This is a genomic window from Marinomonas algicola (assembly GCF_014805825.1).
GTDB classification, from domain to species: Bacteria; Pseudomonadota; Gammaproteobacteria; order Pseudomonadales; family Marinomonadaceae; genus Marinomonas; species Marinomonas algicola.
The window spans coordinates 1,557,645-1,572,520 of sequence record NZ_CP061941.1; the positions used below are offsets into that span (position 1 = coordinate 1,557,645).

14 protein-coding genes are annotated in these 14,876 nt (G+C 42.0%); 8 read left to right on the forward strand and 6 right to left on the reverse strand.

Features of this window, described 5'->3' with window-relative positions; translation table 11 throughout:
* Positions 1-187 precede the first annotated feature (187 nt).
* The 3 genes from nagB to nagA are packed head-to-tail and all read left to right on the forward strand — an operon-like array spanning position 188 to position 3,002.
* On the forward strand, positions 188-988 hold the full coding sequence (gene nagB, locus IEZ33_RS07015; RefSeq protein WP_191602975.1) for a glucosamine-6-phosphate deaminase: 801 nt from the start codon (positions 188-190) through the stop codon (positions 986-988).
* Positions 985-1,866 carry a glucosamine kinase nucleotide-binding domain-containing protein gene (locus IEZ33_RS07020; protein WP_191602976.1) on the forward strand — a complete coding sequence of 294 codons (882 nt, stop codon included), beginning with the start codon at positions 985-987 and terminating at the stop codon, positions 1,864-1,866. Before nagB ends, IEZ33_RS07020 begins: the two co-directional genes overlap by 4 nt.
* Positions 1,863-3,002, forward strand: a complete 1,140-nt coding sequence (gene nagA, locus IEZ33_RS07025) for an N-acetylglucosamine-6-phosphate deacetylase (protein WP_191602977.1) — start codon at positions 1,863-1,865, stop codon at positions 3,000-3,002. The genes IEZ33_RS07020 and nagA overlap by 4 nt, the downstream gene beginning before the upstream one ends.
* Positions 3,003-3,012: 10 nt before the next feature.
* Here nagA and IEZ33_RS07030 read toward each other — a convergent pair whose 3' ends face one another.
* From IEZ33_RS07030 to IEZ33_RS07045, 4 genes are all read right to left on the reverse strand, one after another.
* On the reverse strand, positions 3,013-3,756 hold the full coding sequence (locus tag IEZ33_RS07030) for a TSUP family transporter (RefSeq protein ID WP_191602978.1): 744 nt from the start codon (positions 3,754-3,756) through the stop codon (positions 3,013-3,015).
* 50 nt (positions 3,757-3,806) lie between these two features.
* Entirely contained in the window at positions 3,807-4,556 is a 750-nt protein-coding gene (locus IEZ33_RS07035) for a DUF3726 domain-containing protein (protein WP_191602979.1), read from the reverse strand.
* Positions 4,556-6,277 (reverse strand): hypothetical protein, encoded by a 1,722-nt coding sequence (locus IEZ33_RS07040; RefSeq protein ID WP_191602980.1) that lies wholly within the window; start codon positions 6,275-6,277, stop codon positions 4,556-4,558. The genes IEZ33_RS07035 and IEZ33_RS07040 overlap by 1 nt, the downstream gene beginning before the upstream one ends.
* A gap of 238 nt (positions 6,278-6,515) precedes the next feature.
* A complete protein-coding gene (locus IEZ33_RS07045) occupies positions 6,516-7,409 on the reverse strand; it encodes a LysR family transcriptional regulator (RefSeq protein ID WP_191602981.1) in 894 nt (297 codons plus the stop codon).
* Between the two features lie 96 nt (positions 7,410-7,505).
* On the opposite strand from IEZ33_RS07045, the gene IEZ33_RS07050 reads away from it, so the two are divergent.
* The 4 genes from IEZ33_RS07050 (at position 7,506) to IEZ33_RS07065 (ending at position 12,149) form a co-directional block, all read left to right on the forward strand.
* Positions 7,506-8,951 carry an aldehyde dehydrogenase family protein gene (locus IEZ33_RS07050; protein WP_191602982.1) on the forward strand — a complete coding sequence of 482 codons (1,446 nt, stop codon included), beginning with the start codon at positions 7,506-7,508 and terminating at the stop codon, positions 8,949-8,951.
* A 13-nt stretch (positions 8,952-8,964) separates the two neighbouring features.
* Positions 8,965-9,957: a membrane dipeptidase gene (locus IEZ33_RS07055; RefSeq protein WP_191602983.1), complete on the forward strand. Its 993-nt coding sequence runs from the start codon at positions 8,965-8,967 to the stop codon at positions 9,955-9,957.
* A 133-nt stretch (positions 9,958-10,090) separates the two neighbouring features.
* A complete protein-coding gene (locus IEZ33_RS07060; RefSeq protein WP_191602984.1) occupies positions 10,091-11,650 on the forward strand; it encodes a BCCT family transporter in 1,560 nt (519 codons plus the stop codon).
* A 118-nt stretch (positions 11,651-11,768) separates the two neighbouring features.
* Positions 11,769-12,149 carry a RidA family protein gene (locus tag IEZ33_RS07065; protein ID WP_191603563.1) on the forward strand — a complete coding sequence of 127 codons (381 nt, stop codon included), beginning with the start codon at positions 11,769-11,771 and terminating at the stop codon, positions 12,147-12,149.
* A gap of 257 nt (positions 12,150-12,406) precedes the next feature.
* Here the strand turns inward: IEZ33_RS07065 and IEZ33_RS07070 are convergent, their stop codons facing one another.
* Entirely contained in the window at positions 12,407-13,531 is a 1,125-nt protein-coding gene (locus IEZ33_RS07070) for an FAD-dependent monooxygenase (RefSeq protein WP_206696914.1), read from the reverse strand.
* Between the two features lie 103 nt (positions 13,532-13,634).
* Here IEZ33_RS07070 and IEZ33_RS07075 point away from each other — a divergent pair, with 103 nt between their 5' ends.
* Entirely contained in the window at positions 13,635-14,525 is an 891-nt protein-coding gene (locus IEZ33_RS07075; RefSeq protein WP_191602985.1) for a LysR family transcriptional regulator, read from the forward strand.
* 35 nt (positions 14,526-14,560) lie between these two features.
* Here IEZ33_RS07075 and IEZ33_RS07080 read toward each other — a convergent pair whose 3' ends face one another.
* Positions 14,561-14,758, reverse strand: a complete 198-nt coding sequence (locus IEZ33_RS07080; protein WP_191602986.1) for a CPXCG motif-containing cysteine-rich protein — start codon at positions 14,756-14,758, stop codon at positions 14,561-14,563.
* Positions 14,759-14,876 lie beyond the last annotated feature (118 nt).

The window sequence follows — 14,876 nt, forward strand, 5'->3', positions numbered from 1 at the left end:
ATATTAATTATTGGTATCTTTTAGGTATTGTTTGTTTTTAGAAATTAGCACCAATATTACGTATTGGCAAATAAAAAAAGTAAAAATTAAGAAAATATTTTGACCTTTATAGATTAAAGGTACTATATTGGTATTATTATTTTGGGGTCTCTATTTTAAAGATCAATGTGTTTAAAGGTAAATGTTTATGCAAGTAATTATCCTGCCAACACCAAAAGATGTGGCGTTACATGCTGCAAATAAGGTGGTGGATGTGATTATAAAAAAAACGAGGCCAGTCCTTGGGTTAGCGACAGGGTCTACACCGATTGCGTTATATAATGAATTGGTCTGCCGACATCAAGCGGGCCGGCTGTCTTTTAAGTCTATAAGAACCTTTAATTTAGATGAGTATATTGGTATTGATGAGGACCATAAGCAAAGTTATCGTTCTTTTATGAATCGATACTTGTTTGATCTGGTGGATATTGATTTAACGAATACCCATGTTCCTGCGGCGACCAGTTTGGACCCTGATGTTCTAAACCATAATGCGGTGTTATACGATGCAAAAATCTCGGCCGCTGGAGGCATTGATTTACAAATTCTTGGAATTGGGACAAACGGTCACATTGGTTTTAATGAGCCAACCTCTAGCTTTTCTTCTAGAACACGAATTAAAACCTTGTCGGAATCGACTATTGCGGCAAATAAACGTTTCTTTATGGCCGATGAGTTTCAACCTTATCTGGCGATTACCATGGGTATTGGAACGATTTTGGAAAGTAGAGAGATCCTATTGATGGCGACAGGAAAAGAGAAAGCCTCTGCCGTGAAAGACATGATAGAAGGGCCTTTATCCTCAATGTGTCCAGCTTCCATTCTCCAGCAGCATGAGAAAGCAATCATCATATTAGATGAAGAGGCCGCAAGCTCATTAACACTCAAGGAATATTATCTATGGTGCGAAACAAAGCGTCAGCAATTGCATAAAGGAAATTGTGTATGACAGAACTTTATATAGGTGTTGATGGCGGTGGCACTTTTTGTCGTGCCCGTCTTGTGACGAGAGATGGCGCGGTGTTAGGCGAGGCCGTGGCAGGATCGGGTAACCCACGTATTGGGATTGAAGCGGCATGGCAAAATATTATGAATGCTTGTCTTGAAGCCTGTCGTCAGGGCGAGATCGCACCTGAAGAATATCCGAAAATTACTCTAGGGTTAGGTCTTGCCGGAGCCAATCAACCATTGGAACAAGAACTGGTTATTTCTCAGTCATCTCCATTTGGTCGGCGGTATTTACTCACTGATGCCCATTCTGCTTGTTTGGGGGCTTTTAATGGTGAGGAGGGAGCATTACTTATTTTAGGTACGGGCAGTTGCGGTGTTTTTTACCACAATGAAATTTTCCATATTGTGGGTGGCTGGGGCTTTCCTTTATCGGATCAAGGCAGTGGTGCTCGCATTGGATTATCCGCCCTAGAGTATTCATTAGCGGCTCTGGATGGGATTTCGCCTGCGTCACTTATGACAGACAGTATTAATGCCGAATTTTCGTTATCTCCAGAAAAATATGTCTTGTTTCAAAACCGCCACCCGTTACCAAAAGAATACGGTGCATTTGCTATTCAAGTGTTCGAATTCGCTCAGCAAAAAGACCCTATTGCTTTGAAAATAGTACAGGAACAAGTGATCTGGATTAGTCACTATTTAGAGTGTTTAATGACTAAGGGTGCGGAGAAGATTGTGCTTGTTGGTGGTGTCTCTGATGTTATTAAGCCTTATTTGCCAGAACGCTTTTCGACTTATCTCACTAAGCCTAAAGGCGATGCTATGTCTGGCGCCATATTGATGGCGCAACAGCAAATAGGGAGAAAAGCAGTATGAAAAGCGTATTTGCCAAACGACTTTTTGATGGCGATCAATGGTTAATTAATCGGACCGTCACGTTTAGCGGGAATCGAATTGTCTCCATTGAGGCGACGGATTTGCCCAAATGCAGTGATATGGATGTGGTTGATATCCTTGCTCCAGGGTTCATTGATGTGCATGTTAATGGTGGGGGAGGCACCTTATTTAATCATACTCCTACCCTGTCGGCTTTAGAAAAAATTGTTCAAATTCACGCTCAATTTGGTACCGTTGCGTTAATGCCAACACTTATTTCTGATGATTATACGATTATGTCTCAAGCACATGATGCTGTGTGCGAGGCCTTGGAACAAAACATGGCGGGGATACTGGGTTTACATTATGAAGGGCCGTATTTGAACCCCGTTCGTAAGGGCGTACATAATGAATTTCAGTTACGACAGCCCAATGAAGGTATTTTGGCTACCTTACTTGATGTAAGCCATCATGGAAAACTCATGGTTACCCTAGCTCCAGAACAAGTTCGTGAAGGCTTTATTGAATGGTTGGTCTCGCATAATGCCATTGTGAGCATTGGACATTCGGCCGCGACTTATGAACAGGCCATAGCGGCTGTAGAGAGTGGAGCAAGAGGTTTCACGCATTTATTTAATGCCATGACCCCTCTGACAAGTCGTGAACCTGGTGTTGTCGGTGCCGCACTTCAAACAAAAACAGCAACCTGGTGTGGTTTGATTGCTGATGGCCATCATGTGCATCCTGCCTCTATGCGAATAGCGATCGCCGCAAAAGGTTGTGAACATATGATGCTGGTAACCGACGCCATTCAGAGCGTAGGGTCAAACGAAACAGAAATGGCTTTTTTAGGTAAAAAAGTGATGCGCAGTGATGGAAAGGTGACGACAGAGGATGGCACATTAGCCGGATCGGATTTAGATATGGCATCAGCCGTTCGTAACACCATCTTTTTAACTGGACGAACGCCTGCCGAGGCATTGCAAATGGCGTCGCTCAGACCCGCAGAGTTTTTAAAAATAGACGATCAATTTGGACGTATCAAAGACAATTATCGAGCCAGTATGGTGGCTTTAAATAACGATTACAGGGTACAAAAAACCTGGATCGATGGTCATGTAGCTTGGGGTCACTAACGAGGCCAAACTAGGTAAGCATGGATAAGCTCTTTAATAGAATCACCACAGCGGAAATGGTCGACAAAGCCATAATGGTTTTTCTACTAGGCGCAATAAAAGCAAGCCACTTAAACCTTGATAAACGGTAGCCTATTATCACCCCTGGTAGCATTTTTATACAAAGTATATAAGCTTCTTGACTCATTCCGTCAGCCACTACCAGTAACATAATGGAAATAGGCGTACCGATTAAAAAGAAGCAGAGTAATGCTTTTCGAGTCACATCAGGTGTTTGTGCTTTGTAAAGCAGAGCCATGATAGGTCCACCGATCGAGGTAACGGTGCCAGAAAAGCCAGACAAAAAGCCGGCTATGACTAGGTTAGGATGAGTTAATGTAATTGAAGTGCGGACTGACGTTACGAGAGACGCAACCAAAAGACTGATACCAATCACAACACCTAAAAGCCATTGCGGTATATACGCTAATGTAAGGACGCCACACCATGATCCTGGTATGCGTGCGAGAATGGCTGGCAATACGTTTGTCATCTCAAGAGACGGCTTTTCATTGAGATACATAAGTAAAGACAAAAGAAACCCCAGCATCAGAATGGGACCAGGCATGTAATTTTCATTTATTATAAATAAGGCAGGAGCGCTTAAAAGAGCAAAACCAATACCGACTCTGGCTTGAACTAATGTTCCTGTAAGGACTATGGCCAAAGATAAAAAATCGATGGCCGTATAGGAAATCTGTGTCAAAGCAAGCATTGGTAACTCTTCACGCGGTGAGTTTTAAATAAAGATCAGTTGCCAAGGCTTTAATTGGCACCTGCTCCCTGTCTTGACTCTTCAGAGTTTTCAACTAAAACAGCGGCACCAATTTGGTTTATTTCTGCCCACAGAGCGGCATCGATTTCGATACCATGATCGATAGTCTTTTCTTTTATTCGTTCTATTTTATCGGCACTCATATGAAATCGAGTTTGGTGATCGTTTGAATTTTGTAACGATGAATCTAAGTCAACTCGTGAACTGCAGATGATGGTGAGTGCTTGTTTATCTTGCTCATTACTTTCAAGGTGAGTAACGGCCTGGCTAAACGATGGGTAGCGAGCCCCTGCTTTGATCGCCGCCGTGTATTCGGTCACAATTTGACTGCCATTTCTCCAATAAGCGACCACACTTATGCCTCGACGACCGCAATCAGTTAGCGCTTTTAGGATAAACTTTCGATTGTGACAATTATGCACACTGATCGTTGCTATGCCGCATTCGAGCGCTTTTGCGTGAGCCAGATCAACGGCGGAGGCGATACAATTTAAGGCGCTTCGACCATGGCTATCAATAATTGCTGAGGTACTGTCTTCATAAACGACAGTGCTCATCGCTTTATTTTTATCATTTTTAATATAAGGAAGTGTATTTTTCAGCTCCTGCAACCCATCAAGCCCATGCTTTTCTAACCATAAAATCATGTTTGCGGCGTCTTCATAGTTACCAACATAGTAGTTAGCGGCTTCAAAACAACGACGTAATGCCGCTTTTAATTCATTCATAGATACATGCATTAGATATTACCTTCTTTTTTTGGTGCCAAAGGCATAAACCAATCGTCATTAAAGCTATTTCCAATATCTTCAAGTAAAGGCGCGCCTTGGAACATGGTATTGCGGACCCATAACTTTGAGCGAGGATCAAATTTACTGACACCAAAAAAAGCTAATTTAGCTCTTAATAAATGCATGGGTAAGACGTTTTTATCGAGTAAATTGGCTTGAATATCACCATATACACAACGGTTCATGCTTTGAATGCGCCTTACAATGCCTCTTAATTTTGGTTTTGTTACCATAAAGCGAGCCGTAGTATGGTTGGGGAATATTTTTATGTAATCACAGAGTTGGTCGTAACATTTACGAACCGCATAACCAACGCCAAGGGCCATTTGTTTGTCCTTGCCTTTTTCTGTTGCTGATTGGCCTAAACGAGGTTCCATTTTTTCTTCCGAACGATACCAAAAAATGTCCCTAGAACCGCTCTCGGAAAAATCGATTTTTAAGGCCCAAGCATAGCGGTTTTCGATGACCTGCTTTAAGGTTTGAACTGGCATAACCGGGTCTAAGTCTAAAAACTCATCTGAGCTATGGTAGTGTTCTAGGTTATCTACGAGTTCAGGGTGCAATTCAAGTAGTAGAGAAACGAGCAGCTCTTGTCCTTGTAGTGAACATTCATCTTCGCTCCATAAAATTAAACCGTTCCAATTCTCGAGCTTCGATTCAAGGCGTTGGCTTAATCGTTGCAGATCCTTTAAAACCACGAGATTATTTTGACTTTGCCAATCGTCCTCAGTGTGGGTCTCGGACATATGGTTCTGTACACGATGAATTAAGCGATTTAACCTTTCTTTAGCGTATTCGTCATACTTACCCAGTTGTCTTACTCTTGCTAGGGCTAATTCTCGCATTTCGATCCATTGGTTAATCAACATGGGGTGGTTCATTAAATAGGGCGCCATACCCAGCCCAGTGGAATTACCAATACCAAAGTAGCGCTTAATATCGGCTTGCATGGGATTAAACGTGGCCGATGATCGCATTTTAGCAATGTGTTCTGCTTGGAATAAACTAAAGTTACGTAACATAAAGCAAGCAAACATTTCAGCCGAGAAAGGACGCGCAAAATCTGGCCAGCGAGTAGAGACTTTTTCCCAATCGGCCATGCCTAACTTACCACTGCCATAGACGGCTGTTGTCCGGTAGAGATAACCCACTTTGGCTATTTTATCTATGTCTGGCTGCCCGCCCGATGCCAGTTGATCAACGACGTAGTCAAAATTACGAGCACTACGATTCGCTCTTGATAGGACAAATACTCTAGAATCGACGCGTCCTGCCTCTTGTTTAGGCACATTTTTACGTAATATTTCTAGGTAAGCCTGATCTATTTTTCCGCTAACTAACGCCATGGTTAGGTCCCATTTAGAGGCAATAACACGGTCGTTTCTCTCATCTGGAGATAAATAGTCCGAAAAAATAACAAAACTAAAAAGGTTATGAGGTGTTTGAATCTCGTAGATAACAGTGCCGTAGCCTTCATTATCCAGTGACATTGTGCTCATGATAATTTGCCAGCGCTCACGCATCACATGGCGTACTAATATACGCATAAAGCTTAAACGGCTTTGATGCATAGCACCTAAACGCTCTAAATCCATAACTTGATCAATTGGACGAAGCGGTAACGCATTGCTTCCTCTTAATGAAGATGTAATCGCAGCGGATGTCGTCATGAAGCACACTCTCTTATGAATTAGTTTACAATACCGGTCTGAGTTAATTGGCATTTATGGGGTAGTCATGCTCCATGATTGACTATCAATCCGTTGCCATCAAATCAAAAAGCTCTATCATTAAATAAGTTATTCTTATCAAAATGCTGTAAACCATTATTTATACTAGTGTTCTAACTTTTTAAGATATTGGTTAGTGGGTTCCACTTTTTGATTGATATCAATTTATCTCCACCATTTATCGTTTTGCTTTAGTCATAATAAAGTTTGCAAGGGCATTGGCTGCAGGAGACAGTGATTTGTTATTGAGTTGTACAAGGCCAATTCTTCGAACCACATGGGGAGTATCCAGAGGAATAAAACATAAGCTTTTGCTTTCTTTTGGAAAGGCATAACGAGGTAAAGTGGTTATTCCAACACCGGCTTCTAGCATGGCAATTAAAGAAATCATATTGGATATGTAAAACTGAGACCGGCCTAACAAAGGGCTGGCTTCACTGTCTTCTAAAAGCCGAGATGTGCCATTACTGATAAAGCGATGCGCTAATAATGTTTTCCAGTGAATTCCTTTTTCTGTGGCCAGTGGATGATCCTTTGGGCAGACTACGCCAATTTGATCTTCCCAAATGGGGTGGAACTGTTTGTTTGGGTGCTCATCTTTATGAAAGAGGCTGGCGATACCAAAGTCTACCTGTTGATTTTCTATCATGTTAAGTACAGCATCTGAGTTATCGTCAAAAAAACTGACGTTTAGATCGGGTGAATCAGCAACAAATTCCAATAACAATTCGGGTAATACTTGGCTGGCAATTGAGGGAACAGAAGCCAATCGTATGTGTCCTGTTTTATGATCGGCCATCAGCATCATGTCTTGAGTAATGCGATCATGGTGAGCAATTAATTCCTTGGCTTTTGGTAAAAATAACTCTCCAAAGGGGGTCAGTTCTGCTTTGGCTGATTTGGTATTACGCTTTTCAAAAACATCTTCACCTAATTTATTTTCTAGATCTTTGATTGATAATGAAATGGCCGGTTGTGTTCTGTGAGCCCGCTCTGCCGCCACGTGGAAGCCCTTCAGCTCGGCTACCCAGACAAAATGACGCAGTTGAGTAATCTTTAATTCTGGCAACATAATAAAAAAACCTTATCACTTAATATTATTTATTAATTTTTATTATTAAATCATGAGTATTAGTATGATGCCAATACCACATAGGAGTAACAAAACATGTCCGATACAGTTTTTCGTAATTACATCGCCGGTGAGTGGGTTGATGGTAACAGTAAGAATATAGATAACATTAGCCCGGCTGATACTAACGATATTATAGGCACTTACGCTCAAGCTGATAAATCTCAAACTCTTGCGGCTATTGAAGCGGCTAAGCAAGGGCAATTGGAATGGGAGAAAAGTGGGTTAGAGCAGAGATACTCCGTTTTAATGGCTATTGGTGATGAGTTGATTGCTCGCAAAGATGAATTAGGCGAGTTGCTTGCTCGCGAAGAAGGGAAAACGTTGGCGGAAGGGGCAGGTGAAACCTATCGTTCTGGTCAGTTTTTTCATTACTATGCGGCCGAAGTATTGCGTCAAATGGGTGAAACAGCCGATTCAGTCAGACCTGGTGTAGAGATAGAAACACGTCGAGAACCTGTTGGTGTAGTGGGTATTATTACACCATGGAACTTTCCAACCGCAACCGGTGCCTGGAAAATTGCACCCGCATTGGCTTATGGTAATGCGGTTGTCTGGAAGCCTGCGAATCAAGTGCCAGCCAGTGCGTGGTCATTAATGGAAATTATTTCTCGTCAGAACCTTCCTGCAGGTACCGTTAACCTAGTTATGGGACCGGGTTCTGAAGTAGGTGACACCTTAATTCACTCTCCTGATATCAATGCGCTCACTTTTACTGGATCACTTGAGACCGGCCGGAAGGTTGCCGTTGCGACGGCGGAAAATTTAATTAAATGTCAGCTAGAAATGGGCAGTAAAAATGCATTGATCGTATTAGATGATGCGGATTTAGATAATGCTGTTGAATGTGCTGTCGGTGGTGCTTACGGTGGCACGGGACAAAAATGTACCGCGTCTTCTCGTCTTATTGTGACCGAAGGTATCCATGATCTGTTTGTTAGTAAAATGATTGAACGCATGCAGAAGTTGGTTGTTGGCCACCCTCTAAAAGAAGGTGTCCATATTGGCGCGGTTGCTGATGCTCGTCAAATGCAGCAAAACCTTGATTATCTTGCACTTGCTAAGGAAGAGGGTGGTGAGTTGGTTTATGGAGGGGCTGTATTAACGGAAGAAACAGAGGGTTATTATATGCAACCTGCTCTATTCGTAAATACGACCAATCAAATGACAATCAATCGTGAAGAAGCGTTTGCACCTATTGCCTGTATTATAAAAGTAAAAGATTACACGGAAGCATTAACTACGCTAAATGATACGAATTTTGGTTTAACAGGCGGTATCTGCACAACGTCTCTTAAATACGCGAATGACTTTAAACGCCATGCTAAGACAGGCTGTGTCATGATTAATTTACCAACCGCAGGTACGGATTACCATGTTCCATTTGGGGGACGTAAAGATTCCAGCTTTGGTCCTCGTGAACAGGGTACTTACGCGAAAGAGTTTTACACTGTGGTGAAAACCACTTATATGCGCGCATAGAAAGGGCCGAATCATGCATCAGGATCTTATCGTCATCGATGGTTTGCAATACTCGAATTGGGACAGAAATATCTTCTTACAACTAAAGGAAGGTGGTGTCACCATGGTGCATGCGACCATTGTTTATCATGAACAAATTCGTGAAACCTTGTTGCGCATTGGTGAATGGAACACGCGTTTTGAAGAGAATGCCGACCTCATTATGCCGATACGTTGTGCTGATGATATCCGAATCGCGAAAGCCACTGGTCGAGTCGGCATTATGTTTGGTGCACAAAATTGTTCGCCAATCGAAGATGACATCAGCATGATTGCGATAATGCGTGAGTTAAATCTAATGATCATGCAGTTGACCTATAACAATCAAAGTTTATTGGCTTGTGGTTGTTATGAATCGGTTGATAGCGGCGTTACTCGCTTTGGTCGACAGGCCATTAAAGAAATGAACCGAGTTGGAATGATAGTCGATATGAGTCATAGCGGTGAACGCAGCACGCTTGATGCCATTAATATATCAGAACGACCCATTGTTATTTCCCATGCAAACCCACTTAGCTTCCATGAAGCAAAGCGAAATAAATCGGATTTGGTACTGAAAAAACTGGCGGAATCCGGTGGATTGTTAGGTTTCAGTTTGTATCCATTCCATCTTCGTAATGGTTCAAACTGCCGTCTCAGTGAATTTTGTGACATGGTCGCCAAAACGGCGGACTTGATGGGGATCGATAATATCGGCATAGGTACGGATTTGTGTCAGCAGCAACCATTATCTATTTTAGAATGGATGAGGAATGGCCGTTGGTCAAAGTTAAAGGATTATGGTGAGGGTTCAAAATCCAACTCGGATTGGCCGGACCCTCTGGCTTGGTTTAAGGATAGCCGTGACTTCCCTAATCTTACCAAAGGTCTAATGGATCGGGGGTTTAATGATACTGAGGTCGCGAAAATTATGGGGCAAAATTGGTTGAGGTTCTTCGATGAAGGATTAACACCAAACGCTTCTTAAGACGCCTAATCGGATATCTTAGTAAATGAATTAATAATTAATAGGTAGCCAAGTTAACGGGTGCGGTAATGCATTCGTTAACTCAGGATAAACTCAATAACTATAAAAAATAACTATCCCCAGGAGACTTACCATGAGTAGAGTATCTCAAGACGGCTTACGGCCAAACCAAATTGATAGCCAAAATTCAGGGTGGCTCGCAGGAGTGGATTTACCTGTATTTATCATCAGTGGCGGTGGCTTAGCTCTTTTTGTAATTGCGGCACTGTATGACATTAATGTGGTATCCGCATGGGTAAATGCCACTTTTGCTGTATCGACCAAATTATTTGGCGCCTATTGGCAAGTACTGCTATTACTGACTTTTGTTATCGGCTTGTTTTTGGCTATAGGGCGAACCGGTAACGTTGTATTAGGCGGTATTAAAGCCCCAGAAATTTCCACGTTTAAGTGGATGTCGATAATCATGTGTACTTTATTAGCTGGTGGCGGTGTATTTTGGGCCGCCGCCGAACCGATGGCGCATTTTACTTCTGCACCACCTTTGTTTGGCGAAGCCGAAGGCGCTCAAGCGGCTTATAACGCCTTAGCTCAAAGCTTTATGCATTGGGGATTTTTAGCCTGGGCTATCTTAGGTAGCTTAACCGGCGTGGTATTCATGTATTTGCATTATGAAAAAGGTTTGCCACTTAAGCCAAGAACGCTGCTCTACCCTGTTTTTGGGGATAAGGTAATGACAGGACCTTTTGGCGCGATCGTGGATGCGAGCTGTGTCTTGGCGGTAGTTGCTGGAACGGTTGGACCGATTGGATTTTTAGGATTGCAAGTGAGCTTTGGGTTGGAGAAACTCTTTGGCATTCCAGACACATACACGACTCAGTTACTCATCTTATTAACCTTGATTGGTATCTATACTTTGTCAGCCGTGAGTGGTGTAACAAAAGGTATTCAAATATTAAGTCGCGCCAATGTCATCCTTGCCGTTGTTCTCATGGTGTTTATTTTATTATTTGGCCCAACGGCATTCATTATTGATAGTTATCTACAAGCGTTTGGTATTTACCTTGATCAGTTCATACCTATGGCAACGTTTCGAGCGAGCCCTGGTTGGCTCGATTGGTGGACAGTATTCTTTTGGGGCTGGTTCCTTGGTTATGGTCCATTGATGGCGATGTTTGTTGCTCGTATTTCTCGTGGACGCACCATTCGTCAAATGGTGATATTGATTTCTGTTGTGGCTCCTATTATTACCACTTTTTGGTTCACTATTGTTGGTGGTAGTGGTTTGGCGTTTGAGTTAGAAACCCCAGGTGTGATTTCAGAACCTTTCACCGGATTCAACCTTCCGGCGGCATTGTTGGCGATTACCGAGCAATTACCAATGGGATCATTAGTGTCTGTACTTTTCCTTATTTTGACGACGATATTTGTCGCGACAACTGGTGATTCCATGACCTATGCCGTCTCCATGGTAATGACTGGAACGGATCAGCCTAAAAGTTCCATTCGTGTTTTTTGGGGCATTATTATGGGGGTAGTGGCTGCACTACTCATTTCCATAGGAGCGGGCGGTATATCGGCATTGCAATCATTTATAGTGATCACGGCCGTACCCGTATCCTTAGTGCTTTTACCTTCACTTTGGACGGCGCCTCAGATCGCTAAAAAAATGGCCGATGAGCAGGGTTTATAAATAACGTAATTATTTTTTGAAGTGTTAGAGAAGGTGTGATGCCTTTTCTAACATTGGTAGTAATAGCCATCAAGATCATTTTCTTTAATTAAGAGACAAAAAATCGATGAATACATCCATAAAAACCCCAGTTAAAACCAACCTTTTTGCGTCTAAAGCACCATTAGAATGGGCAATTATCGCTAATGGCCAGTTGTCGACAGCTCAGATTCCAATCGATCAGCAAGGTAACGTAGTTGAAGGGGGAATCGAAGCTCAAGCTCGCCAGACAATGGATAATCTTAAACATACGATTGAGTCGGCCGAGTTAACTATGGACCATGTGACACAAGTATTAATTTACGTAACAGATAGATCCCAATTACCCGTCTTTAATACAGTCTATGCTGAGTATTTTTCCGCCCCCTTTCCTAACCGCGCCGCTATGATTGTGGCGGGTCTTGCTAGAGAGGAAATGCTTTGTGAAGTGGTTGCTTACGCAGCGGTCCCTCAAATCTAGATTAGTGTTTTCTCTAATGTGAAATACAAAGGACGCCTCTGTACATGTTATTCAGTAAAGCGTATTTCAGTGTTAGAAATACGTTTTACTTGTGTATGGTGTTTCGACTATACCCGATGACATATTGTGTGGCTTTGTGGCTTTGTTGCTTAAGCGAAGCCTCCTAGCTGCGCATGAAAATGAAGAGATTTAATGTCATCTTCCATGGTTTTTTAAGATTTCCATTCATTGATTTATGCACCTTTAGCTGTCTCTTATCAAATCTCTAGACCCTGCATCCATAGCTGGCTTAGAAGCTCAGGGGCCACCGTCAAGGCGGCTGATTTAGGTGTGCTATTGTCGTTTGACGGGGAGAATATTTGTTTCGCTAATTGTCTGCCAATGGCTTGAGTCGTATTCGTTTTGGTAATACGGTGTTTATAAAAAGCCGCGAGAGCTTGCTCCAACTGAGCGTTTTCTTGTAAAAACTTAACAAGATGCCATGCGTCTTCTAGCGCCTGACAAGCACCTTGTCCTGAGGTAGGTAAAGGAGCATGAGCTGCATCACCAATAATCAAACTATTGCCTTTATGCCAGTAGGGTAATGGGTCAATGTCATGCACAAAGATGCGATTAAGGGATGTTTTGTCATAAGATTTTAGGACATTTTGTACTGGTTGAGGCCAATGACTAAAACGTTGATGTAGCTCTTCACACCAAGAGGATAGAGCTCGCGTTTTATTAATCTCAGTATTCCACGCTCCGGCCCAAAAGCACAGGTTATTTTTAATAGGGACAATACCAAAGCGTTCCTCTTGACCACGGAAATCGCTAATCTCCCTGCCTAGGTTCTTCTCTTTGAGTTGGCTGATACCAATAATATTAATGAACCCTTGGTAACGTGGTATTGCGTTTTCTGAATGAATAGACTGGCGCACGACTGAATTCATTCGTCCATCTGCACCAACGACTAAATCAAACCTTTGTTTGAAGGCTTCAATATTGAGTAAGTCTATCGAGTGATTAAAGTGTGTTTTCACTCCCAATTTACTGAGTTTGTGTGCCATTAGTGCTATCAGGTCGCGACGTAAGAGAGTCACACTGTTAAATCCGCAAAGTGCATTGATCGCTTTAATATCAAATTCACTTTGCTTTTTACCATTTTGATTAAATTGGTGCATAAAATGAGGCACTCCACCGAGTTTTATGGCCGCTTTTTCTAGCTCCATTTGCCGCAAAACAAACACAGCATTAGGCCATAAGGTGACACCCGCTCCCAGGGTGCTGATTTGTGAATTGCGCTCATATAAACTTACTTTATGGCCTTGTTTTGTGGCCAGTATGGCCAGCGCCATGCCTGCAACACCAGCACCAATAATGGCTATTTTTTTCGTTTTAATCATATCGTTTACTCTTAATAATTATCCGTTAGTGATTGTGACAAAACGATTATTGAGGATAAATACGTTATGATGGTGTTCTTTATCCCATTTAATGAGAAAATCAATGCTTGAAAGAATTGAACTTCAGTGGCTAATTAGCTTCCAAGCAGTCTATAAAAAACTGAGCTTTAAGTTAGCTTCAGAACAACTTCAGTTACCAACGTCTAATGTTAGCCGTCATGTTGCTTTGTTAGAGAAGCAGATGAAACTGAGGTTATTAGAGAGAACCACCCGAAAAATGTACCCTACGGCTGCGGGTAAACAACTTTACCAATCTATTGTGCCGTTAATGCAAGCTATGGAAGTTGCATTGGAAGAGGTGTCATTAAAGGGAGAGTCTTTATCTGGAAGCTTAAAGATTATCATGCCTGATCTTCCATTTTTAGCGGAAGCTGTTACCGATTTTTGCGTTAATCATCCCCAGATTCATCTTAGTTGCGATACGCAATTAAACCCATCAGAAGGATTATTAGAGGGTTTTGATCTAATACTGCGCTTCGGTCGTGGATTATTAGAGGATTCTGGTTGGGTTGCGAAAGAGGTAACACGTTGGTCTAGCTGTGTAGTTGCCTCACCGCAATTGCTTAAGCATCATGTTTTGCCTAACTCTTTGGATGAATTAAGCAAAGGTCCTTGTATTACTACTTTATCAATACTACAAGGTATGCCTTGGCGATTTAAGCATAATCAAACTATTCACGTGCAATCCAGTTGCAAGGTTAATAGCGGTAATCTGGCGAAAGCTGCAGCCTTAAAAGGATTGGGTTTTGCAATATTACCTCTGCATGCCTGCCAAACAAGCCTACAAAATGGTTCACTTATTAAAGTAGAGTTAGACAGTGAGCCAGAAGATCTCGTGTTGTATGCATTATATTCTGGAAAAAAGTATCCACTTGAAAAAGTAAAAGTGTTTTTAGATGCTCTGCAATATCGCTTAAATCGATTGGACGAATGATGAGGGGAAAAAACGAATTCAAAATACAGAGAATATCAATAAGTTTCGTTTTCTGAATGGACAATAATAGAAAGAGTGCCATCTAAGGTTACTTCGATATGAAAAACAATAGGGCGGCAACAAACTTGGCAATCTTCTATGTATTCTTGGCTGTCATCTAACGCTTCAATAATGACCCCTATCATTTCACCACAGTATGGGCAGGAGATGTCTTTTTCCAATATATGGCTCATATTTGTTGCCCTTTTTAAGTGTCTCAAGCTAATGATGCTGAATGTTCATATGGTTATGCCACGTATATTGTAAAGTAGAACTTATACTCCATTCTTGCAATGGTGCTTTTATGTTATT

Coding starts and splice junctions, on each gene's coding strand:
- nagB (WP_191602975.1), top strand. CDS start 188: ATGCAAGTAATTATCCTGCCAACACCAAAAGATGTGGCGTTACATGCT.
- IEZ33_RS07020 (WP_191602976.1), top strand. CDS start 985: ATGACAGAACTTTATATAGGTGTTGATGGCGGTGGCACTTTTTGTCGT.
- nagA (WP_191602977.1), top strand. CDS start 1,863: ATGAAAAGCGTATTTGCCAAACGACTTTTTGATGGCGATCAATGGTTA.
- IEZ33_RS07030 (WP_191602978.1), bottom strand. CDS start 3,756: ATGCTTGCTTTGACACAGATTTCCTATACGGCCATCGATTTTTTATCT.
- IEZ33_RS07035 (WP_191602979.1), bottom strand. CDS start 4,556: ATGCATGTATCTATGAATGAATTAAAAGCGGCATTACGTCGTTGTTTT.
- IEZ33_RS07040 (WP_191602980.1), bottom strand. CDS start 6,277: ATGACGACATCCGCTGCGATTACATCTTCATTAAGAGGAAGCAATGCG.
- IEZ33_RS07045 (WP_191602981.1), bottom strand. CDS start 7,409: ATGTTGCCAGAATTAAAGATTACTCAACTGCGTCATTTTGTCTGGGTA.
- IEZ33_RS07050 (WP_191602982.1), top strand. CDS start 7,506: ATGTCCGATACAGTTTTTCGTAATTACATCGCCGGTGAGTGGGTTGAT.
- IEZ33_RS07055 (WP_191602983.1), top strand. CDS start 8,965: ATGCATCAGGATCTTATCGTCATCGATGGTTTGCAATACTCGAATTGG.
- IEZ33_RS07060 (WP_191602984.1), top strand. CDS start 10,091: ATGAGTAGAGTATCTCAAGACGGCTTACGGCCAAACCAAATTGATAGC.
- IEZ33_RS07070 (WP_206696914.1), bottom strand. CDS start 13,531: ATGATTAAAACGAAAAAAATAGCCATTATTGGTGCTGGTGTTGCAGGC.
- IEZ33_RS07075 (WP_191602985.1), top strand. CDS start 13,635: ATGCTTGAAAGAATTGAACTTCAGTGGCTAATTAGCTTCCAAGCAGTC.
- IEZ33_RS07080 (WP_191602986.1), bottom strand. CDS start 14,758: ATGAGCCATATATTGGAAAAAGACATCTCCTGCCCATACTGTGGTGAA.